Here is an 18810-nt window from a genome sequence, read left to right on the forward strand (position 1 = left end):
TATGTTTTTAATAACCCCCCCCCAGTGCCCCGGGCCCTGGGGTAATTCCCCTTAGGGGGTTCGGGGGGGGGCCCCCCCGGCGGGGGGGGGGGGGGGGGGCGCGGGGGGGGGGGGCCCCCCGCCGCCGGTCCGCGTCAGCTTTCCTTGGGCAGCGCGATCGACTTGTGCTCGACGTACGCGGCCAGGCCTTCGGGGCCGAACTCGCGGCCGATGCCGGAGTTCTTGAACCCGCCGAACGGGCCGTTGAAGTCGACGCCGTAAGTGTTCACCGAGTAGGTGCCGGTGCGCACCTGCCGGGCGATGCCGAGGCCGCGTTCGACGTCCTCGGTCCAGACGCTGCCGGACAGCCCGTACTCCGAGTCGTTGGCGATCTTCACCGCGTCCGCCTCGTCGCCGTAGGGGATCAGGCACACGACCGGGCCGAAGATCTCCTCGCGGGCGACCCGCATCGAGTTGTCGACGCCGCCGAACAGCGTCGGCTCGACGTACCAGCCGGTCGGCTGCGATTCCGGACGGCCGCCGCCGACCAGGACCTTCGCGCCTTCCTCCTGGCCGATGCGGATGTAGTCGAGGGAGCGCTGCCGCTGCCGGTCGGCGACCAGCGGGCCGACCTGGGTGGCGGGGTCGAGCGGGTCGCCGACGACGAGTTCGGACACCCACGCGGCGAGGCGCTCGGAGATCTCGCCGTACCGCGACTCCGGCACCAGGATGCGGGTCTGCGACACGCACGCCTGGCCGTTGTTCATGAACGCGTTGGGCATCAGGCCCGCGACGGTGTGCTCCAGGTCGGCGTCCGGCAGGATGATCGCCGCGGACTTGCCGCCGAGTTCAAGGGTCACCCGGGTGAGGTTGCGGGCCGCGACCTCCATGATGCGCTTGCCCGCGTTGACCGAGCCGGTGAACGCGACCTTGTCGATGTCCGGGTGCCCGACCAGGTATTCGCTGACCTCGCGGTCCGCCGGGACGATGTTGAGGACGCCGTCCGGCAGGCCGGCCTCCTGGCAGATCTCGGCGAGGATGTAGGCGTCCAGCGGGGTTTCCGGGGACGGCTTGAGGACCACCGTGCAGCCCGCGGCGAACGCCGGGCCGAGCTTGGCCGCGGTGACGAACTGCGGCACGTTCCACGGCACGACGGCCGCCACCACGCCGACCGGCTCGCGGCGGATCACCAGCGGGTTGAGGACGCCCGCGCGGCGCTCCTCGAAGGCGAAGTTCCGGGCCGCGTTGATGGCCGAGTCGTAGAGCATGCCGGCGCCCATCGACTGGGCGAAGATGCTCCACGAGTACGGCGAGCCGTTCTCGGAGCTGATCAGCCGCGCGATCTCGTCGTAGCGCGTCATGAACGCGTCCTTGATACGGCCGACGATCTCCAGGCGCTCCTCGAGCGCCATGCGCGGCCAGGGGCCGTGGTCGAAGGCGCGGCGCGCGGCGGCGACGGCCGCGTCGACGTCCGCCTTGGCGGCGTGCGGGACGCGCCCGATGACCTGCTCGGTGTGCGGCGAGACGACCTCGATCACGTCCGACCCCGCCGGGTCGACGAGGCGCCCGTCGATGAACAGTTGGCCGTACTCCAGGACGTCCGTCACTGGTCCTCCTCGGTGGCTGTCTCTCCCGCGGCGAGTCCGGCGCCGCGCGATCGTGCCGATCTGTAGAACAGATATCAGTTGAGCTGCCGGGGAACAACGGAATCCCGGCCCGAATGAGACTGGAGTCTCACCCGGAGTCCCAAGAAACGCGAGTGGCGGATCGCGCGGCAAACTGCTAGACCAAGTCAATTATATTGCCGAGACGGTGCTCTATGGTGGCGAAGGAGCCCGTCATCGCCGAATGACACGTGCGAGACCGGCCCGACAGCACCAGGGCGCGACCTGCGCGCGCACCGATCCGGGGAGGACCACCATGACGGCAACGGAATCTGACAGGACGTCAACCCCGGAAGGTGTGGCGACCGACCTCGGCGGGGGCGTATGGACGATCCCCGTCCCGATCCCGGACAACCCGCTCGGCTACACCCTGGTGTACGTCCTGGAGAGCGCCAACGGCCCGGTGCTCGTCGATGCCGGCTGGGACGACCCGGCCTCGCTGACCGCGCTCACCTCCGGGCTCGCCTCGCTCGGGACCTCGCTCGCCGACGTGCACGGCGTCATCGCGACGCACAACCACCCCGACCACCACGGCCTGACCTACAAGGTCGTCGAGGCGTCCGGCGCCTGGGTCGCGATGCACGAGGCCGACGCGGCACACGTCAACCTCATCAACACCGCGCCGCGGAACCGGTGGATCGATCACCACGTCGCCGTGCTGCAGGCCGCCGGAGCGCCGCAGGACGCGGTCGACGAGCTGGTCGGCTCGCGCTCCCCCTCGTCGGTCGTCAAGCCGCGCTTCACCCTGGCGACCCCGGACCGGAACCTGGTGCACGGCGAACTCGCCGACGTCGCCGGGCGCGACGTGCGCATCGTCTGGACGCCGGGCCACACCCCAGGCCACGTGTGCCTGCACCTCGAAGAGGAGATCGGCACCCGCGCGGGCCGCCTGCTGTCCGGCGACCACCTGCTGCCCGGCATCACCCCGCACATCGGCCTCTACGAGGACACCGAGGAAGCCGACCCGCTCGGCGACTTCCTCGCCTCGCTGTCCCGCGTCGCGGCCATGCCGATCACCGGCGTCCTGCCCGCGCACAAGCACGGGTTCGCCGACGCCGCGGCGCGCGTCGACGAGATCAAGGCGTTCCACGAAATGCGCCTCGCCACGCTGCACGCCCGGCTGGTCGCCGCCCCGCTCACCCTGTGGGAGATCGCGGTCGGCATGGACTGGAACCGGCCGTGGGAGCAACTGAGCGTGCACAACCGGCAGATCGCGCTGAGCGAAGCCGCCGCGCACCTGCGCCACCTGGTCAAGCGCGGCCAGGCGGGCGCGGCCAACGCGGACGACCCGGTCCGCTACGCGGCCGCCTGACAGCCGAACGGACACGGGCACCCCGCGCGGGCGCCCGTGTCCGAAGCGCCGTTCCGTCTTCCGTTCCGCCGACTCCGTCCGGCGTCCGCTCTAGAGCCGCTGGATGATCGTCCCCGACGCCTGGCCGCCCCCACCGCACATCGCGATCAGGGCGAACTCCTTGTCGGTGCGCTCCAATTCGGACAGCGCCGAGGTGATCAGCCGGGCCCCGGTGGCGCCCACCGGGTGGCCGAGCGCGATCGACCCGCCGTTGACGTTGACCTTCGACATGTCCGCGGCGAACGTGCGGGTCCACGCCAGCACCACCGAAGCGAACGCCTCGTTCACCTCGACCACGTCGATGTCGTCCAGGCTCATCCCGGCGCGCCCGAGCACCGCCCGGGTCGCCGCGATCGAGCCGTCCAGGTTGAGCGACGGGTCCGAGCCGACCAGCGCCTGCGCGACGATCCGGGCGCGCGGCCGCATGCCCAGCGCGACGGCGGACTTCTTCGACGCCCACAGGATCGCGGCCGCACCGTCGGACACCTGCGACGCGGTCCCGGCGGTGTGGATGCCGCCGGGGAGGATCGGCCGGAGCGCGGCGAGCGCCTCGTAGGACGTGTCGCGGACGCCCTCGTCCTCCTCGATCAGGTGCCACGCGTCGTCGCCGACGGGCACCTTGACGCCGAACGTCTCGTGCTTGAAGCGGTGGTTGTTCCACGCCTGGCGGGCGCGCTCCTGGGACAGCAGGCCGAGGCCGTCGGCGGCCTCGCGCGAGATGCCGTACTTGCGGGCGATGCGCTCCGCGGCCTCGTACTGGCTCGGCAGGTCGATGTCCCACGTCGCCGGGTACGGGCTGCCGTCGCCGGCTGCCGACGACGTGCCGAGCGGCACCCGGCTCATCGACTCGACGCCGCAGGAGATGCCGACGTCCAGGACGCCGCCCGCGATCAGCCCGGCGAGCAGGTGCGCGGCCTGCTGCCCGGAGCCGCACTGCGCGTCGACGGTGGTGGACGCGGTGTCGTACGGCAGCCCGGTGGCCAGCCAGGCGTTCCGGGTCACGTTGGTGCTCTGCTCGCCGGCCTGCGTGACGCAGCCGCCGACGACCTGCTCGACGATGTCGTCCTGGGCACCGGAGCGGGCCAGCAGCTCGCGGAAGGTCTGGCCGAGCAGCTCGGTGGGGTGCAGGGCCGACAGCGCGCCCCCGCGCTTGCCGACGGGAGTGCGCACCGCCTCGACGATGACGGGTTCAGCCATGGTTCGGCTCCTTTCTTCCGTGAGGGGTTTCTAACCCCGCCCGGTGGAGCCCGACAAGAGGTTGACAACCTCCGAACCGTCACGTACGAACCGCAGCAAATCAGACAATTCCTCGATCCCTGCGACCACCTATGCGGCTATTTGACGGAATCCATGAACGACCGTCAGAAACGTTCCGCCACACGGCAGTAGGGTCCGCCCGCGGACGCGCCGGGCGGCGCCGCGAAGACCCGCGGCGCCGCCCGGAAAGCACGTTTTCCTCCATTTATGTGACCTCGGTCACCCGGCCGGTCCGGTGCGGACCGGTTCCTCCGCCAGTTCGGCGGCTTCCGCGTCGGTGAACACGCGCGACCGGATGAGGAACCGGAACCCGGTCGGCGCCTCGACGGAGAACCCGCCGCCGCGGCCCGGCACCACGTCCACGGTCAGGTGGGTGTGCCGCCAGTACACGTACTGGGCGGCGCTGATGTAGAACGGCGTCCCGGCGACCTCGCCCAGGTACACGTCGGCGTCCGAGACCAGGAACTCGCCTCGCGGGTAGCACATCGGCGACGACCCGTCACAGCACCCGCCGCTCTGATGGAACATCAGCGGCCCGTGCTGCACCACGAGTTCGCCGACGAGCGCGGCGGCCTCCGGGGTGATCGCGACTTTCTCCGGCATCCCTGCCCCTATCTCCGACGGGTCCGTGCGCGTGATCCCGGCGCCTAGAAGAAGCCCAGCTTCTTCGGGCTGTAGCTGACGAGCAGGTTCTTGGTCTGCTGGTAGTGGTCGAGCATCATGCGGTGCGTTTCGCGGCCGATGCCGGAGGCCTTGTAGCCGCCGAACGCGGCATGCGCCGGGTAGGCGTGGTAGCAGTTCGTCCACACGCGTCCGGCCTTGATCTCGCGTCCCATGCGGTACGCACGTGTCGCGTCGCGTGTCCACACCCCGGCGCCGAGCCCGTAAAGGGTGTCGTTGGCGATGCGCAGCGCCTCGGCGTCGTCACGGAAGGTGGCCACGGACACCACCGGCCCGAAGATCTCCTCCTGGAAGATCCGCATGTCGTTGGTGCCCTTGAACACGGTCGGCTCGACGTAGTAGCCGTCTTCCAGCCCGGGCACGATCTTGCGGCTGCCGCCGGCCAGCACCTCGGCGCCTTCCTGACGCCCGATGTCCAGGTAGGACAGGATCTTCTCGAGCTGGTCGTTGGATGCCTGGGCGCCGACCATGGTGGCCGGGTCCAGCGGATCGCCCTGCACGATCGCCGCGGTCCGGGCCAGCGCGCGCTCCATGAACGCGTCATAGATGGACTCGTGGACGAGCGCCCGCGACGGGCACGTGCAGACTTCGCCCTGGTTGAGTGCGAACATCACGAAGCCTTCGACGGCCTTGTCGAGGTAGTCGTCGTCGGCCGCGAGGACGTCGGCGCAGAAGATGTTGGGGCTCTTCCCGCCCAGTTCCAGCGTCACCGGAATGATGTTGTTGCTCGCGTATTGCATGATCAGGCGGCCGGTGGTGGTCTCGCCGGTGAACGCGATCTTCGCGACCCGCTTGCTGCTCGCCAGCGGCTTCCCGGCCTCGAATCCGAAGCCGTTGACGACGTTGACGACGCCGGGCGGCAGCAGGTCCGCGATCAGGTCCATGAGGAGCAGGATCGTGACGGGCGTCTGCTCGGCAGGCTTGATCACCACGCAGTTGCCCGCGGCGAGTGCCGGGGCGAGCTTCCACGTGGCCATCAGCAGCGGGAAGTTCCACGGGATGATCTGGCCGACGACGCCGAGCGGCTCGTGGAAGTGGTAGGCGACGGTGTCGTCGTCGATCTGCGCGATCGAGCCTTCCTGCCCGCGGATCACGCCCGCGAAGTAGCGGAAGTGGTCGACGGCCAGGGGCAGGTCGGCGGCGAGCGATTCCCGCACCGGCTTGCCGTTGTCCCAGGTTTCGGCGACCGCGAGGCGTTCGAGGTTCTCCTCGATGCGGTCGGCTATGCGCAGCAGGATGCGGGAGCGTTCCGCGGCGCTGGTGCGTCCCCAGCCGTCGGCCGCGGCGTGCGCGGCGTCGAGGGCGAGTTCGACGTCTTCGGCGGTGGAGCGGGCGACGTCGCAGTAGGGCTGCCCGGTGACCGGCGAGACGTTGGCGAAGTACTGTCCGAGCACGGGCGGTACGTGTTTGCCGCCGATGAAGTTGTCGTACCTGTCCTGGAAGTCGATGACGCTGCCGGCCGTTCCGGGCCGTTGGTACACCACGTGTCCTCCTCGGCGCGCACGACGAAGAGCCCTGCCGCACAAGGGCGGTGGGCCCTCGGGTATGCCAGGAAACTAGTACCGTGCGGGACTTTGCACCAGGGCTCGCGGTGATCGGGCGCGGACGGTGCGTCGCGGCCGGACGCGTGGTCAGGCGTCGCGGCGGGCGACTGCTTCGACGAGCCGCCGAATGTCGGCGAGGTCCGCTTCGAACTCGGCGGTGAGGTCGGCCGGCAGCTCCACCCACGGCCCGAGGGCGTGGTGGTGCGGCAGTTCCTCGTCGGGCATCCGGCCGCGGCGGGTACGCGGGTCGGCCTCGCCGGGGGCGAAGCGCCCGGCGGCCTCGGAAGCCGCGAAGCCGAGCACGAAGGTGCTGACCAGGCGTTCCAGCCGGGGCACTTCGGGCTCGGGCACGCCGGCTTCGAGGAGGGCGCCGTAGATGACGTCCACCGCCCGGACCGCGTCCGGAGTGACGGCCGGCCGGGAGAACAGCAGGTAGGCGGCCCACGGATGGCGCTGCGCGGCGGCCCGGCAGGCGCGCGCGAGGGCGGCGAGCCGGACGTCCCACGGCTGCTCCGGCGCGGCCGCGGTCGGCAGCAGGCCGGCGAGGAGGCGGCCGACCATGGCGTCGAGCAGCGCCGACTTGTCGCTGACGTGGCGGTACAGGGCCATGGGCGTGACGCCGACCCGCTCGGCCAGCGCCCGCATGGAGACGGCGTCGAGGCCGCCTTCGTCGGCGATGGCCAGCGCCGCGTCCAGGATCTCTTCCCGCCTGCCCGTCATGGGTCTACAGTGTAGACGTATACAGCGTAGACGTATACAGCGTAGACGTGTACGGCGTAGACGTGTACGGCGTATACCACCACGGGGAGAAGGATGCTCAGCGCACAAGGACTCGTGAAACGGTTCGGGAGCAAGGCGGCGCTCGACGGTTTCGACCTCGCCGTCGAACCCGGCGAGATCGTCGGCCTGATCGGCCACAACGGCGCCGGCAAGACCACATTCGTGGAGACCGTGACCGGCCTGGTCCGCCCCGACGCGGGCCGGATCCGCATCGGCCCGCACGACGCGCTGCGGGACGGCCGGGCCGCCCGCCGCCTGCTCGGCGCGGCACCGCAGGAATCCGCGGTGTACGGCACCGCCACCGTCCGGGAGAACCTGCGCCTCTTCGCCGGGCTCGCCGGACTGCGCCGCACCCGCCGCGCCGCGGAAATCGACCACGTGCTCGACGAGTTGCGGCTGACGGACCTTGCCGACCGGCGGGTCGCCGTGCTCTCCGGCGGGCAACGCCGCCGCGTGCAGGCCGCGACCGCCATGGTCGGCGGTCCGCCGCTGCTCCTGCTGGACGAGCCCACCGCCGGAGCCGACCCGGAGACCCGCGCGGCCCTGCTGGCCGCGGTCAAATCCCGCGCCGAGGCGGGCGCCGCGGTCGTCTACACGACCCACTACCTTCCGGAACTCGTGGACCTCGACGCCACGTTGGCGCTCGCCCGGGCAGGCTGCGTGGTGGCCCGCGGCTCGCAGGCCGAACTCACCCGCGACCTGCCCGGCGAACTCCGCGTCACCTTCGCCGACCCGGCGGAACCCGAACTGCGCCTGCCGACGACCGATCCCGGGCGCGCGCTGGCGGAGTTGCTGGCGTCCGGGCGCACGCCCGCCTCCGTGGACATCCGGCGCCCGAGCCTGGACGACCTGTACCGGTCCCTGGAAGGCGCCGGAAGCACTGAAGACACCGAAAGCGCCGGAAGCGCCGGCAGCGCAGAGAGCACTGAAGCCACGACGGGAGCGGACCACCATGACGCCGCCGCCTGAATCCGCACTCCGACTCGGCCCGCCCGAGAGCACCGAGCCGCCGCGCGACTCCCTGACCCGCCTCGACCTGACCCGCCTCGGCGCCCTGGTCCGCCACAACACCCTCCTGATGCTGCGCGAACCGGGACCGCTGCTGAGCCGCCTGATCCTGCCGCTCGTCTTCCTCACCCTGCTCCGCCCGCTCTACCTGGCCGCGCAGGGCCGCGAGGACGGCACCGAGCAGGCCGCGGTCGGCACGCTGGTGACGTTCTCGCTTCTCGCGATGAGCATCTCCGGCAGCGCAATCCTCACCGAACGCCTCGGCCACACCTGGGACCGGCTGCGCGGGACGCCCCTGCATCCGGCGGAGTTGCTGGCCGGCAAAGCGGTCCCGGTGTTCGCCGCGCTGCTCACCCAGCAATTGGCGATCCTCGGATTCGCGGTCGCCGCGTTCGGGCTGCCGATGCCGCACCCGCTGCTCGTGCTGGGTGTGCTGTTCGCCTGGAGCTGCACCTTGCTCGGCCTGGGCGCACTGCTCGGTGTGGTGGCCCGCAGCATGAGCGAGTTGTCGGCGTCGTACGACATCGGCGGAATGCTGCTGAGCAGCCTCGGCGGCGCCATGGTGCCGCTCGCGGCGCTGCCGGGGTGGGTCGCGGCCGTGGCACCGGTGTCGCCGGGCTATTGGGCGGTGCGGGGCCTGCACGCGGCCCTCGCGGGGGACGCGGGCGCGGTCGGCGCGGCGTGCGGGGTGCTGCTCGGCGCCGCCGCGGCGTGCGGGTCGCTGGCGGCGGTGCGGCTGCAGGGGCAGGGCGGCCGGTTGGTGGCGCTGTAGCGGGGCCCGCTCGCTACTCTTCCCTCATGCCCACCTACGAGTTCCGCTGCCGTGCCTGCGGCGACACGTTCGCCGTCAACCGCCCGATGGCCGAGTCCTCCGCGCCCGCGGCCTGCCCCGCGGGGCACGACGACACCGTGAAGCTGCTGTCCGCGGTCGGCATCGCCCGCGGCGGTTCCGGATCCGCTCCGGCGCCCGCGCCGCGGCCGGCCGGGGGCGGCGGGTGCTGCGGCGGAGGCTGCTGCGGCTGACGCCGCTGTGGCCGACGCGCAATCCCGCGGCGGGGCCCGACCGCGGTACGCGGCGTCAGGATGCCGGGCTGCGTCCCGGCTTCCGCGCCTTGCCCGGCTCGGGCACGGGGGCGGGTGCCGCCAACCCCGCGGGTACCTCGCCGTCGACCTGCCACCGCGCCAGCGCCCGCTGGTCGACCAACTGCACGCGGCCTGCCAGCCCGCGGGCCTTCGGCGAGAACGAGCCCGCGGTGGACGCCAGCACGAGAGTCCGCCCCGCATAGGCCGCGACCGCCCCGAACCGTTCCACCACGGCCCCCGACACCGTCGAGGCGTGCGATTCGGTGCGGCAGCGCACGACCACGCGCGTGCCGTCCGCCAACGTGCCCAGCACGTCGACCGAGCGCGCGTCGCCGGCCACCCGCGACGTCTCCACCTCGTGCACGCCGTCGCGCGTGCACAGCTCCGCGACGTGGTCGCCGAGCCGCACCGGATCCATCCGGCCGAGGGTGTCCAGGACCGAGGTGCGTTCGTAGCCGAGCCGGTCCCCCGGCGGCTGCGCCGTCCGCCCGCCCCGGGTGAGCCACCACCAGGCCGCCACCACCGCGGCGCCGCCGACCGCGCAGGAGACGCCGAGCAGCCACGGCACCTCCGCCCGGTCGTCCTCGCGGACCGCGATCCACGCTCCGATGCCGACGCCTTCGACCAGCACGAGCAGCGCGCCGAGCGCCGCCCACAATCTGCGTCTCGGAGTCCCGTACGCCTGCCGCCGCGCCATAACGCCCGCCCCCTGCCGCCCGGTTTCCCCGCCTGACGATCGAACTCGTGCGGGTGGTTCCCCGGCGGGCCGGGAAATACCGCGGGCTCGCGCAAACCGCACCTGCGGTCGCGCGAGCCCGCGGAAAACGTCCCTGCGAAGGCAGGGGTCAGGCCTGGTCGGGCAGATTGGTCCAGCCCTTGCCGTTGGCCTTGCCGTGCCAGCCGCTCGCCGCGATGGTGCCGCCGTCCACGGGGATCAGGTGCCCGGTGACGAACCCGGAGTCGTCGGAGGCGAGGAACAGCACGACACGTGCGTAGTCCTCCGGCTGCCCGAACCGGGCGAGCGGGATCCACGAGCCGATCAGCTTCGGGTCGCGGCCGCGCAGCATCGCCTCGGCGGGGGTCTGCAGGGTGTCCGCCATGTCGGGGGCGATCGCGTTGACGCGCACGCCCTTGCGGGCCACGTCCACGGCGAGGCTCTTGGTGAACGCGATGACCGCCGCGTTGTACGCCGAATACACCGGGCATCCCGGGATCCCGCGGATCGCCTCGACCGTCGAGACGTTGACGATGCTGCCCGAGCCCTGCTCGACCATGGTCGGCAGGATCGCGTGCGTCACGCGCAGCACGTGCTCGAAGTTGATCGCGTGGGAAGCCGCCCAGTCCTCTTCGGTGCTGCGCAGGAAGACCGACGACGGACGGTAGTCGCCCACGTTGTTGACCAGCACGTCGATCCGTCCGCCGGCCGCGCCGAGCGCCGCGTCGCGGAGCCGCACGACGGTCTCCGGCTCGCGGATGTCGCCGACGACGACGATGGCCTGCCCGCCCGCTTCGGTGATGTCCTTCGCGGCGGCTTCGGCGTATTCGGCCTCGATGTCGTTGATCACGACCAGGGCGCCCGCCTGCGCGAGCAGCCGCGACACGCCGCCGCCGATGCCGGCGCCGCCCCCGGTGACGACGGCGACACGTCCGGCCAGCGGTTCGGGGTTCAGCACGGACATCGCCTCCACGTTCTCGAGATATCTGACAGAACGTCAGATTCCTGCATCGTGGCCGTCCGCGCGACCAAGGTCAAGCGCGGCCGCCCGCCACTCCGGCCGCCCGTCCCGCCGGCCCGGTTTACCGCGGGCCCCCCGGGTAACGGGATACATCGGGACAACCTCGCTCCGAGCACGAAAGCACGGAGGCACGGACATGACCGACACCCCCGCCAAGGTCTACGAAGGCAAGAACGTCACGGTGACGTTCGACGCACACCGCTGCCTGCACTCCGGCGAATGCGTCCGCGGCCTGCCCCCGGTGTTCGACACCGCCCGAAGGCCCTGGGTGGACCCGGACGGCGCGTCCCCCGAGGAGATCGCCGACGTCGTGTCGCGGTGCCCGAGCGGCGCACTGCACTACACGGTCACCGGCGGCGCCCCCGAGGACCCGCAGCACCCGACGACGATCACCGCGGTGCCCGGCGGCCCGCTGGTGATACGCGGCCACCTGGTGCTGCGCACGCCCGACGGCAAGCACGCGCACGAAACCCGCGCGGCCCTGTGCCGCTGCGGACACAGCGGCAACCAGCCCTATTGCGACGGCAGCAACGCCTGCCTGCTGGAGGACAAGAACTGGAAGTGAACCGGACGGCGCATTCGCCGCACGGGTCTCCGCAGCCGCACCCCTCGCGTCCGCACAGCCGAGTGCTTCGAACGCCCGTTCACCATGCCGCACGGCCGCCCCGCTACCCTGCGGGCATGACCGAACGCCCGGCCGACGCTTCGCCCGCGCCCGCACCCGCCGACGCCGCGCCGCTGCTGTTCATCTGCACCGGGAACGCCACCCGCTCGGTGATCGCCGGCGTCCTCGCCGCGCGCGCCTACCCGGCGCGGCCGGTCCGCACCGCGGGCACGTTCGTCATCGAAGGACAGCCGGTCAGCTGGCGGACCCGGCGCGCCCTCGAAACGCTCGCCATCACCGCGGACGCGCACCGCAGCACGCAGCTGACCGCGGAGCACCTCGCCGAGGCCGCCGTCGTCGTGGCGCTGGCCTGCGAGCACGTCACGTACATCCGCCGCAACCATCCGGAAGCGGCCGCCAAGACGGCGACGCTGCACCGGCTCGCCCGGGACCTCGCCGACGGCCCCGCACCGCTCGCCGAGCGCGTCGCCGCGCTGTCCCTGGACACGGTGACGCTCGACCTGGAATGGGAGGACGTCGTCGACCCGGGCGGCGGCGAGGTCGAGGACTACCTCGCCTGCGCGGCCGAGATCGACGGCCTGATGCGGACCGTGCTGCCACGCCTGGACGTGTGACGGGCGCCCCGGCGTGCTCGCATAAGCTCGTCCCGTGGAAAGCCTGCGCGTGATCGAGTCCTGGCCCGTCCCCCATGCCGCCGCGGCGGTGGTCCGGGCCGACGGAAGCGTGGCGGGCATCCACGGACCGGCCGGGCACCGGTTCCCGCTGGCGTCGGTGACCAAGCCGCTGACCGCGTACGCCGTGCTGGTCGCGATCGAGGAAGGCGGCATCGAGCTGGACGAGCCCGCCGGGCCCGAGGGCGCGACGGTCCGCCACCTCCTGGCACACACCGCCGGCTACGCCTTCGACCACGAGCGGGTCATGGCCCGCCCCGGACAGCGCCGCATCTACTCGAACGCCGGCTTCGAGGTCCTGGCCCGGCACGTCGAGCAGGCCTGCGCGATCCCGTTCGGCGTCTACCTGAACGAGGCGGTCTTCCGCCCGCTCGGCATGGCGGACAGCAGCCTCGACGGGTCGCCTGCCGCGGGCGGCGTCTCCACCGTCGCCGACCTGGCGAAGTTCGCCGCCGAGCTGATGGCCCCCAAGCTGCTCGCGCCGGAGACCGTCGCCGAGGCGACGACCGTGCAGTTCCCCGGCCTGGACGGCGTCGTCCCCGGCTACGGGCTGCAGCGCCCCAACAACTGGGGCCTCGGCGTCGAGATCCGCGGCACCAAATCGCCGCACTGGACGGGCGCCACCAACTCCCCCGCGACTTTCGGCCACTTCGGACAGGCCGGCACCTTCCTGTGGGTCGACCCCGAGGCCCGCGCCGCAACCGTGGCCCTGGCCGACCGCGACTTCGGCCCGTGGGCGATCGAGGCGTGGCCGCCGTTCAACGACGCCGTCGTCGCCGAACTCGCCCGCGGCTGAAGAAGGTTCATCCCCACCCACCCCGGCTTCGGCCGTTTTGCGCGCGCGCCGACGCAAAGGCCACAAAGCCGCTGGCCGCGAGCCCGGCACACCCCCGAGACTGGCCGGAGACCGATACCGGACAAACCGCCGGACGAGCATCGGGGGAAGCATGAGCCACCCGCATGACCGGACACCGTGGGAATTCCTCGACGACCGCGCACAGTTGGCGAGCGCGCCGGAGCGCCCGCGGCGCGTCGTCACCTACGTGCAGGCCGGCGCGGCGCTGTGGGACCACGGGATCCGCCCGGCAGGCGTCTTCGGATCCCCGCACGACGACGAGACGACAGCGGATCCGGCGAAGACCGGCCGTCTTCCGATGGGCGACGTGCCGTACCTCGGCGCCGGGGCCGGGCTCGACGTCGGCACGCTGCTGGCCGCCGAGCCGGACCTGCTGGTCGCGGTCACATACGGCGGCAGCGCGGTCTACGCGATCGCCCCCGAGACGGCCAAGCACCTCGAAGAGCACGTCCCGGTGCTGGCACTGTCCGTGGCCGCCGACCGCGGCCTCACCGGAATCCGGGAGCGCTTCGCCGAACTCGCCCACGCCCTCGGCGCACCCGAGCGGCCCGAGGCGGCGCACGAACTCGACGCGGCCGAAGGTCTGTTCCGTGCCGCCGCGGCCTCCGCCGGGGACATACGCATCACCGCGGTCTCGTCCGCGGGCCCGGACCAGGTCTACGTCGCCCGCCCGCACACCTGGTCCGACCTCACCGCCCTGCACGCCCTCGGCGCCACCTTGCCGGAACCACCCGACGGCCCAGGCATCAACTGGCACACCACCACGTGGGACGAAGTCATCTCCTGGCAACCGGACATCGTCCTGACCGACGCCCGCGCCCACGCCGGCCCGACGGACCCTGCCCTCGCCGGCCGCACCCGGCTCCTCCCGTGGAACCCGGAGCTCCCACCGAGCCCCGACGCCCACGCCCGATTCCTCACCGGACTCGCCGAGGCCTTGCGGGACGCTGCGCGGTCTCGCAAGTAGCTGTGCGCAGGCCGCGGCGTTCGTGCACTTGGCCTCGCGAGGGGGCAGTGCGCACGCCAACCGGCCGGGCCGATGCCCTACGGTGGACATCCCGGACGTGTCCGCCCATCAAGTCCGCGACACGCGCGGGTTTCTGACACACCGTCAATTTCCGTGCCCGAAATTGACAAGATGTCCATTGCTCGGGCGATCTCGTGCCGGAATCGTTCATGCCCAAGCGGAACCGGTACCGCAATCGCGTTTTCGGCACCGAATCCGGCGTCTTTCTGCTTGTGCGCTTGCCTGCGTGCGTGATCGCCCGCGTGTGTGCCCGTCACTCCCTCCGACGCCCCTTCGCCGCACCTTTTTTGGGCCCCCTCCCCCCTGCCATCCGCCAGGAGGCTCCACGTGCACCCTTTCCTCTCCCGCCTCTCCCCGCCCACCAGAGCCGCCGCCGTCCGGTCCCTCACCACCGGCCGCGGCGCGCTCTCCCGCCGAAGCCTCCTCCGCGGCACCGCCGCCACCGGACTCCTCGCCGCCACCGGCACCTTCGCCACCGCCTGCAGTGACAGCGGGGGCGGCAGCGACGCCGACGTCGTCTTCTCGAACTGGCCCCTCTACATCGACGTCGACGACAAGGACAAGTCCAAGCACCCCACCCTCGAAGCCTTCACTCAGCAAACCGGCCTGAAGGTCAAGTACACCGAAGACATCAACGACAACAACGAGTTCTTCGCCAAGATCCAGCCCCAGCTCGCCAAGGGCAAGGACACCAAACGCGACCTGATCGTCCTCACCAACTGGCTCGCCGCCAAAATGGTCCGGCTCGGCTACGTCCAGAAGTACAACCCCGCCAACGTCCCCAACGCCGCCCGGAACCTCGACGCGCGCTTCCGCGGCAACTCCTGGGACCCGCAGCGCGAATTCGCCTACCCGTGGGCCGAACTCTCCACGTTGATCGCCTACAACGCCAAGGCCACCGACGGTTTCCGTCCCACATCGGTCGAAGACCTGCTGACCAACGAGAAGCTCAAGGGCAAGGTCGCGCTGCTCACCGAAATGCGCGACACCATCGGCATGGTGCTCCTCGCGATGGGCAAGTCCCCGGAGAAGTTCACCGACGACGACTTCAACGCGGCGATCGACAAAGTCCAGAAGGCCGTCGACAAACAGCAGATTCGCCGCTTCACCGGCAACGACTACGCGCAGGAACTGGGCTCCGGCGACATCGCCGCCTGCCTCGCCTGGTCCGGCGACCTCGTCCAGATCAAAGCCGAGCACCCCGAGGTGGAGTTCGTCATCCCCGACCACGGATACGCCTCGTCCACCGACGAACTGCTCCTCCCCATCAAGGCCCAGCACAAGGACAACGCCGAGAAGCTGGTCGACTTCTACTACCAGCCGCCCGTCGCCGCCCAGCTCGTCGCCTCCATCAACTACATCTCGCCGGTGTCCGGCATCCGCGACGAACTCCTCAAAATATCGCCCGACATGGCGAACAACCCGCTCGTCCTTCCGACACCCGAGGTCACCGCCAAGGGCCACGCTTTCCGCGCCCTCACCGAAGACGAGGAAACCCGCTACGAGGCCGCGTTCGCCAAACTCACAGGCGCGTGACCGGCCATGGACGACACCACACCACTCAAGTCCCCCGGCGCAAACCCCGACAACGCCCCCGGCAGCGTCGAACTCCTCTCCCTCCACAAAGCCTTCAACAAATTCACCGCCGTCCACCCCCTCGACCTGAAGATCCCCGCAGGCTCCTTCTTCGCCCTCCTCGGCGCCTCCGGCTGCGGCAAGACCACCACCCTCCGCATGATCGCCGGACTCGAGAACCCGACCTCAGGCCGCGTCCGCCTGGGCGGCGAGGACATCACCGCGCTCCCGCCCCACAAGCGCCCCGTCAACACCGTCTTCCAGAACTACGCGCTCTTCCCGCACCTCACCGTCGCCGAAAACGTCGCCTTCGGCCTCCGCCGCAAAGGCCGCAAGGATGTCGCCGCCCCCGTCGCGGAGATGCTCGGCCTCGTCCAACTCGGCCACCTGTCGGACCGCAAGCCCGCGCAGCTCTCCGGCGGCCAACAGCAGCGCGTTGCCTTGGCCCGCGCGCTCATCAACCGCCCGCAGGTACTCCTCCTGGACGAACCCCTCGGCGCGCTCGACCTCAAACTCCGCCGCCAGATGCAGCTCGAACTGAAGCGCATCCAGACCGACGTGGGCATCACGTTCGTGCATGTCACGCACGACCAGGAAGAAGCCATGACCATGGCCGACACCATCGCGGTCATGAACGACGGAATGATCGAACAACTCGGCTCCCCCGAAGAGCTGTACGAGTCCCCCCGCACCGCCTTCGTGGCCAACTTCCTCGGCCAGTCCAACCTGCTGCCCGCCCGCGTCACCGCCCGCCGCGGCGGCCATCTCCAGCTCGACGTCTTCGGCGGCCGCATGACCCTGCCCGACGAACGCAGCACCGCGACCCGCGACACCTTCGTCATGGGCATCCGCCCCGAGAAGATCACCATGGCCGAGGCCGGTTCCGACGACGAGATCCGCGCCGTGTCCGCCGGACGCAACCGCATGCCCGGCATCGTCACCGAAACGGGATTCATCGGCGTCTCCACCGAGTACCGCGTCCGCACCCACCAAGGCCCCGAGCTGGTCGTCTTCGCCCAGAACCGCGACGACTACCGCCCGCGCGTCGGCGACCCGGTCCTCCTCCACTGGGATCCCAAGCACGGCTTCGGCCTCGACGCCGCCGACACCGCCGACACGGCGGAAGCGTCGGAAGCGTCGGAAGCGTCGGAAGCAAGCCGGGCAACGACCGAGGCGCCGGCGGAAGAACCCGCCCCGGAGCCCCTCCGGTGACCGCGCCCGCCGATCTCGAAGCCCGGCCGGAATCCGCAGCCAAGCCCCGCCCGCCCTCCCCCGCCCGCCGGGCCTTGCGCGCCTTCTGGCGCGAAATCCGGCGCGCCCCGTACCTGTTGCTGCTGCCCGGCATCGCGTGGCTGGTGCTGTTCTTCCTCGTCCCCGTCTACTACCAGGCGAAGATGTCGGTGTCGTCCGGCTCCCTGGAGACGGGGTTCGGCGTCACGTGGTCGTGGTCGACGTTCTCCGACGCGCTTTCCGAGTACGACGAGCACTTCCTGCGCTCGCTCTACTACGCCGGCAGCGCGACGGTCCTGTGCCTGATCCTGGCCTACCCGCTCGCCTACACGATCGCGTTCCGCGCCGGGCGCTGGCGCAACGTCCTGCTGGTCCTCGTCATCGCCCCGTTCTTCACGAGCTTCCTGGTCCGCACGCTCGCCTGGAAGACGATCCTGTCGGACAACGGCGCGGTGGTCGGCTACCTCAACGACCTGCACATCACCAACCTGACCGCGACGCTCGGCCTGACCGAGGGCGACCGCGTCCTGGCGACCCCGCTCGCGGTGGTGACCGGGTTGACCTACAACTTCCTCCCGTTCATGATCCTGCCGCTGTACGCCTCGCTCGAACGCATCGACCCGCGCCTGCACGAGGCCGCCCGGGACTTGTACGCGAGTCCCGCCGCGGTCTTCCGCCGCGTCACGCTGCCGCTGTCGATGCCGGGCGTGGTGGCGGGCACGCTGCTGACGTTCATCCCGGCGTCCGGCGACTACATCAACGCGCAGCTGCTCGGCGCGCCGCAGGAGACGATGATCGGCAACGTCATCCAGGCGCGCTATCTGAAGGTCCACGACTATCCGACCGCGGCCGCACTCTCGTTCGTCCTGATGGCGGTCATCCTGGCGATCGTCACCATCTACATCCGCCGCGCCGGCACGGAGGACCTGGTATGACGGCTGTCTGGTCCTGGCTCAAGCGCAATCTCGTGGTCGTCGCGGGCCTCGGCACGCTCGTTTACATGCTCGCGCCGAACGTCGTGGTGGTGGCCTTCTCCTTCAACAAGCCGAAGGGGCGCTACAACTACGAGTGGTCGAGCTTTTCCACGGACGCGTGGACGGACCCGTGCGGGGTCGCCGGCATGTGCGACTCGGTCACGCTCAGTCTGAAGATCGCCGTGCTGGCGACCCTCGGCGCCACGGTCCTCGGCACGTTGGCGGCGTTCGCGCTGGCCCGCTACCGGTTCCGGGCGCGCGGCCCGGTCAATTCGCTGATCTTCCTGCCGATGGCGATGCCGGAGATCGTGATGGCCGCGTCCATCGGCATGCTGTTCCTGAGCATGGGCATGGACGCGGGCTTCACCACGATCCTCATCGCGCACATCACCTTCTGCGTGAGTTTCGTGATCACCGCCGTCAAAGCACGCGTGCTCGGCATGGACGCGAACGTCGAGGAAGCCGCGCGAGACCTCTACGCCTCCCCCGTCCAGGTGTTCCTCCGTGTGACGCTCCCCCTGGCCGCACCCGGCATCGCCGCGGGCGCGATGCTCGCGTTCGCCCTCTCCTTCGACGACTTCATCATCACGAACTTCAACGCCGGCCCCGACACCGTCACCTTTCCGATGTTCGTCTGGGGTGCGTCGCAGCGCGGTACTCCCCCGCAGATCAATGTCATCGGTTCGGCGATGCTCCTGGTTTCGGTGCTGGCCGTGCTCGCGGCGCAGTTGGTGGGCCGGCGCGGCCGGGGCCGTACGAAGGCGTGAGG

The 18810-nt window shown here is 71.0% G+C and carries 19 protein-coding genes; 12 read left to right on the plus strand and 7 right to left on the minus strand.

Features of this window, described 5'->3' with window-relative positions:
- Window positions 1-134 precede the first annotated feature (134 nt).
- On the minus strand, window positions 135-1586 hold the full coding sequence (locus tag ACPA54_RS32480) for an aldehyde dehydrogenase (RefSeq protein ID WP_345673366.1): 1452 nt from the start codon (window positions 1584-1586) through the stop codon (window positions 135-137).
- A 313-nt stretch (window positions 1587-1899) separates the two neighbouring features.
- Between ACPA54_RS32480 and ACPA54_RS32485 the strand changes: the two genes are divergently transcribed.
- Window positions 1900-2955 carry an MBL fold metallo-hydrolase gene (locus ACPA54_RS32485; protein WP_423535167.1) on the plus strand — a complete coding sequence of 352 codons (1056 nt, stop codon included), beginning with the start codon at window positions 1900-1902 and terminating at the stop codon, window positions 2953-2955.
- Window positions 2956-3045: 90 nt separating this feature from the next.
- Here the strand turns inward: ACPA54_RS32485 and ACPA54_RS32490 are convergent, their stop codons facing one another.
- The 4 genes from ACPA54_RS32490 to ACPA54_RS32505 all read right to left on the minus strand — a co-directional run bounded on the left by ACPA54_RS32490 (window position 3046) and on the right by ACPA54_RS32505 (window position 7196).
- Window positions 3046-4191 carry a steroid 3-ketoacyl-CoA thiolase gene (locus ACPA54_RS32490; RefSeq protein ID WP_423535169.1) on the minus strand — a complete coding sequence of 382 codons (1146 nt, stop codon included), beginning with the start codon at window positions 4189-4191 and terminating at the stop codon, window positions 3046-3048.
- A 279-nt stretch (window positions 4192-4470) separates the two neighbouring features.
- Window positions 4471-4854 carry a DUF779 domain-containing protein gene (locus ACPA54_RS32495; RefSeq protein ID WP_423535171.1) on the minus strand — a complete coding sequence of 128 codons (384 nt, stop codon included), beginning with the start codon at window positions 4852-4854 and terminating at the stop codon, window positions 4471-4473.
- 44 nt (window positions 4855-4898) lie between these two features.
- On the minus strand, window positions 4899-6416 hold the full coding sequence (gene adh, locus ACPA54_RS32500) for an aldehyde dehydrogenase (RefSeq protein WP_423535173.1): 1518 nt from the start codon (window positions 6414-6416) through the stop codon (window positions 4899-4901).
- 147 nt (window positions 6417-6563) lie between these two features.
- Entirely contained in the window at window positions 6564-7196 is a 633-nt protein-coding gene (locus tag ACPA54_RS32505) for a TetR/AcrR family transcriptional regulator (protein ID WP_423535175.1), read from the minus strand.
- Between the two features lie 93 nt (window positions 7197-7289).
- On the opposite strand from ACPA54_RS32505, the gene ACPA54_RS32510 reads away from it, so the two are divergent.
- Genes ACPA54_RS32510 through ACPA54_RS32520 form a run of 3 tightly spaced genes read left to right on the plus strand, consistent with a single transcriptional unit; the run spans window position 7290 to window position 9287 of the window.
- Window positions 7290-8225, plus strand: a complete 936-nt coding sequence (locus tag ACPA54_RS32510; RefSeq protein WP_423535176.1) for an ABC transporter ATP-binding protein — start codon at window positions 7290-7292, stop codon at window positions 8223-8225.
- On the plus strand, window positions 8209-9036 hold the full coding sequence (locus ACPA54_RS32515) for an ABC transporter permease (protein WP_423535178.1): 828 nt from the start codon (window positions 8209-8211) through the stop codon (window positions 9034-9036). The genes ACPA54_RS32510 and ACPA54_RS32515 overlap by 17 nt, the downstream gene beginning before the upstream one ends.
- Window positions 9037-9062: 26 nt before the next feature.
- Window positions 9063-9287 (plus strand): FmdB family zinc ribbon protein, encoded by a 225-nt coding sequence (locus ACPA54_RS32520; RefSeq protein WP_345673361.1) that lies wholly within the window; start codon window positions 9063-9065, stop codon window positions 9285-9287.
- A gap of 55 nt (window positions 9288-9342) precedes the next feature.
- Here ACPA54_RS32520 and ACPA54_RS32525 read toward each other — a convergent pair whose 3' ends face one another.
- The gene (locus ACPA54_RS32525; RefSeq protein ID WP_423535181.1) at window positions 9343-10044 is read right to left on the minus strand and encodes a restriction endonuclease; all 702 of its coding nucleotides are present in this window, start codon (window positions 10042-10044) and stop codon (window positions 9343-9345) included.
- 148 nt (window positions 10045-10192) lie between these two features.
- Window positions 10193-11026, minus strand: coding sequence for an SDR family NAD(P)-dependent oxidoreductase (locus tag ACPA54_RS32530; protein ID WP_345673359.1), 834 nt, complete (start codon window positions 11024-11026; stop codon window positions 10193-10195).
- A 193-nt stretch (window positions 11027-11219) separates the two neighbouring features.
- Here ACPA54_RS32530 and ACPA54_RS32535 point away from each other — a divergent pair, with 193 nt between their 5' ends.
- From ACPA54_RS32535 to ACPA54_RS32570, 8 genes are all read left to right on the plus strand, one after another.
- The gene (locus ACPA54_RS32535; RefSeq protein WP_423535183.1) at window positions 11220-11648 is read left to right on the plus strand and encodes a (4Fe-4S)-binding protein; all 429 of its coding nucleotides are present in this window, start codon (window positions 11220-11222) and stop codon (window positions 11646-11648) included.
- A gap of 116 nt (window positions 11649-11764) precedes the next feature.
- Entirely contained in the window at window positions 11765-12322 is a 558-nt protein-coding gene (locus tag ACPA54_RS32540) for an arsenate reductase/protein-tyrosine-phosphatase family protein (RefSeq protein ID WP_423535185.1), read from the plus strand.
- A 34-nt stretch (window positions 12323-12356) separates the two neighbouring features.
- A complete protein-coding gene (locus ACPA54_RS32545; protein WP_423535186.1) occupies window positions 12357-13175 on the plus strand; it encodes a serine hydrolase domain-containing protein in 819 nt (272 codons plus the stop codon).
- Window positions 13176-13326: 151 nt separating this feature from the next.
- Window positions 13327-14202 carry an ABC transporter substrate-binding protein gene (locus tag ACPA54_RS32550; RefSeq protein ID WP_423535188.1) on the plus strand — a complete coding sequence of 292 codons (876 nt, stop codon included), beginning with the start codon at window positions 13327-13329 and terminating at the stop codon, window positions 14200-14202.
- 387 nt (window positions 14203-14589) lie between these two features.
- On the plus strand, window positions 14590-15798 hold the full coding sequence (locus ACPA54_RS32555) for an ABC transporter substrate-binding protein (RefSeq protein WP_423535189.1): 1209 nt from the start codon (window positions 14590-14592) through the stop codon (window positions 15796-15798).
- Between the two features lie 6 nt (window positions 15799-15804).
- Window positions 15805-17049 (plus strand): ABC transporter ATP-binding protein, encoded by a 1245-nt coding sequence (locus ACPA54_RS32560; protein ID WP_423535191.1) that lies wholly within the window; start codon window positions 15805-15807, stop codon window positions 17047-17049.
- Window positions 17046-18002: an ABC transporter permease gene (locus tag ACPA54_RS32565; RefSeq protein ID WP_423535193.1), complete on the plus strand. Its 957-nt coding sequence runs from the start codon at window positions 17046-17048 to the stop codon at window positions 18000-18002. The genes ACPA54_RS32560 and ACPA54_RS32565 overlap by 4 nt, the downstream gene beginning before the upstream one ends.
- Complete coding sequence (locus tag ACPA54_RS32570) at window positions 17999-18808, plus strand: ABC transporter permease (RefSeq protein ID WP_423535195.1); 810 nt, start codon at window positions 17999-18001, stop codon at window positions 18806-18808. Before ACPA54_RS32565 ends, ACPA54_RS32570 begins: the two co-directional genes overlap by 4 nt.
- Window positions 18809-18810 lie beyond the last annotated feature (2 nt).

The organism is Uniformispora flossi, assembly GCF_049534875.1.
Taxonomy (GTDB): Bacteria; Actinomycetota; Actinomycetes; order Streptomycetales; family Streptomycetaceae; genus Yinghuangia; species Yinghuangia aomiensis.

What these genes read in the sequence shown, in the direction of transcription:
- ACPA54_RS32485 (WP_423535167.1), top strand. Translation starts at nt 1,900, where the DNA reads ATGACGGCAACGGAATCTGACAGGACGTCAACCCCGGAAGGTGTGGCG.
- ACPA54_RS32490 (WP_423535169.1), bottom strand. Translation starts at nt 4,191, where the DNA reads ATGGCTGAACCCGTCATCGTCGAGGCGGTGCGCACTCCCGTCGGCAAG.
- ACPA54_RS32495 (WP_423535171.1), bottom strand. Translation starts at nt 4,854, where the DNA reads ATGCCGGAGAAAGTCGCGATCACCCCGGAGGCCGCCGCGCTCGTCGGC.
- ACPA54_RS32505 (WP_423535175.1), bottom strand. Translation starts at nt 7,196, where the DNA reads ATGACGGGCAGGCGGGAAGAGATCCTGGACGCGGCGCTGGCCATCGCC.
- ACPA54_RS32510 (WP_423535176.1), top strand. Translation starts at nt 7,290, where the DNA reads ATGCTCAGCGCACAAGGACTCGTGAAACGGTTCGGGAGCAAGGCGGCG.
- ACPA54_RS32515 (WP_423535178.1), top strand. Translation starts at nt 8,209, where the DNA reads ATGACGCCGCCGCCTGAATCCGCACTCCGACTCGGCCCGCCCGAGAGC.
- ACPA54_RS32520 (WP_345673361.1), top strand. Translation starts at nt 9,063, where the DNA reads ATGCCCACCTACGAGTTCCGCTGCCGTGCCTGCGGCGACACGTTCGCC.
- ACPA54_RS32525 (WP_423535181.1), bottom strand. Translation starts at nt 10,044, where the DNA reads ATGGCGCGGCGGCAGGCGTACGGGACTCCGAGACGCAGATTGTGGGCG.
- ACPA54_RS32530 (WP_345673359.1), bottom strand. Translation starts at nt 11,026, where the DNA reads ATGTCCGTGCTGAACCCCGAACCGCTGGCCGGACGTGTCGCCGTCGTC.
- ACPA54_RS32535 (WP_423535183.1), top strand. Translation starts at nt 11,220, where the DNA reads ATGACCGACACCCCCGCCAAGGTCTACGAAGGCAAGAACGTCACGGTG.
- ACPA54_RS32540 (WP_423535185.1), top strand. Translation starts at nt 11,765, where the DNA reads ATGACCGAACGCCCGGCCGACGCTTCGCCCGCGCCCGCACCCGCCGAC.
- ACPA54_RS32550 (WP_423535188.1), top strand. Translation starts at nt 13,327, where the DNA reads ATGAGCCACCCGCATGACCGGACACCGTGGGAATTCCTCGACGACCGC.
- ACPA54_RS32560 (WP_423535191.1), top strand. Translation starts at nt 15,805, where the DNA reads ATGGACGACACCACACCACTCAAGTCCCCCGGCGCAAACCCCGACAAC.
- ACPA54_RS32570 (WP_423535195.1), top strand. Translation starts at nt 17,999, where the DNA reads ATGACGGCTGTCTGGTCCTGGCTCAAGCGCAATCTCGTGGTCGTCGCG.